This is a genomic window from Allobosea sp. (assembly GCF_048595345.1).
GTDB lineage: Bacteria > Pseudomonadota > Alphaproteobacteria > Rhizobiales > Beijerinckiaceae > Allobosea.
Map to the genome: position 1 here is coordinate 1 of NZ_JBMDWH010000094.1, position 1643 is coordinate 1643.

General features: G+C 67.9%; 1 protein-coding gene and 1 pseudogene. Both read left to right on the plus strand.

The window, feature by feature from the left end; all coding sequences use genetic code 11:
- Window positions 1–1288: YcjX family GTP-binding protein (locus tag ACOJTB_RS10020; RefSeq protein WP_420102382.1), on the plus strand; the 1288-nt coding region annotated here is incomplete at its 5' end.
- A pseudogene (locus tag ACOJTB_RS10025) lies at window positions 1285–1643 on the plus strand (TIGR01620 family protein); the annotation flags it as partial. The gene ACOJTB_RS10020 and the pseudogene ACOJTB_RS10025, both read left to right, overlap by 4 nt.

Genomic DNA, 1643 nt, shown 5'->3' on the forward strand with positions numbered 1-1643 from the left:
GCTGTTCGAGGCCGGGCGCTCCGGCCGGGTCTCGAAGATCCGCCTGGAACCGCAGCCGGACGATGCCGTGCCGCGCTTCCAGTACGAGGACCACATCCGCGCGCTGGTGGCCGACCGCGTCTGGCCGGATTCGACCCGCGCGATTTCGCAGCTCCGCCTCACGCTGGAATATGAAAGCGCCTCCGGCTGGGGCCGGCTGTTCTCGCCCGGCAAACTCTCCATCGACATCGTCGATTATCCCGGCGAATGGCTGCTCGATCTTCCCCTGCTGGCGCAGGATTACCGGACCTTCAGCGAAAAGACCGTCGCACTCGCGAGCTCCGGTATCCGCGCCGAGCTCGCCCGCGACTGGCTGGCCTTGTCCGCGACGGTCGATCCGGCGGCCGATGCGTCGGAGGCGACGGCCCGGGCGCTTGCAGAGGCCTTCACCGCCTATCTGCGCGCCTGCAAATCAGATGAGCGCTCGCTCTCCACCCTGCCGCCGGGCCGCTTCCTGATGCCGGGCGACCTGGAAGGCTCGCCGGCGCTCACCTTCGCGCCGCTGCCCGACCTTGCCAAGGGCAGCCCCGCACGCGGTTCCTTGCAGGCGATGATGGAGCGGCGCTACGAGGCCTACAAGTCCCATGTGGTGCGCCCGTTCTTTCGCGAGCACTTCGCCCGCCTCGACCGGCAGATCGTGCTGATCGATGCGCTCCAGGCGATCAATCGCGGCGCAGAGGCCGTGCACGATCTGGAACGCGCGCTCGGCGACGTGCTGGATTGTTTCCGTGCCGGCTCGAACAGCTTCCTGTCCTCCTTCGTTACGCGGCGCATCGACCGCATCGTGATCGCCGCCACCAAGGCCGATCACCTGCACCATGAAAGCCATCCGCGTCTGGAGGCCGTCACCCGCCGCCTCGTCGAGCGCGCCATCGAGCGCATCGGCATGAGCGGCGCGGGCATCGAGGTGATGGCGCTCGCCTCCGTGCGCGCCACCCGGGAGGCCACCGTCAAGCATGGCGGCGAGGACCTGCCCGTGATCGTCGGCGTGCCCATGGCGGGTGAGACAATCAACGGTGAAATTTTCGACGGCGAACGCAAAACCGCTATCTTTCCCGGGGACTTGCCGAAGAATCCGGATTCACTTTTCGAAGCGCTTGAATCGGCTCCTGAAGGCGAACACCTGCTCAACTTCGTGCGCTTTCGCCCGCCCCATATCGAGGAGACCGGCGGCGGGCTGAAACTGTCGGTGCCGCACATAAGGCTCGACCGCGCGCTGCAATATCTGATCGGAGACCGGCTCGCATGACCGACCGTCCGCGCAAGCCCGCCGCCTTCTCCCTGCCGGCAGATGCAACCACCCGGCCGGAGAGCGAACGCACCCGTCCGCCTGCCGCCTTCGACGCACCCGTCAGGCTGACACCGGACGCAGAGGACCCCTTCATCGACACGACGGCGGACCTGCCCGATCTCACGCCTCCCGTCGCCGCACCGCGCCCGCGTCGCGTCACGCTCGGCCGCACCGTCTTCGGCGCGCTGGGCGTTCTCGTGTCGCTCGCCGTGGGCCTCTGGGTCGATGCGCTGATCCGCGACCTGTTCAGCCGCAACGACTGGCTGGGCTATCTTGCCCTCGCCGCCGCCTTGGTGGCGGTCCTTGCCCTTCT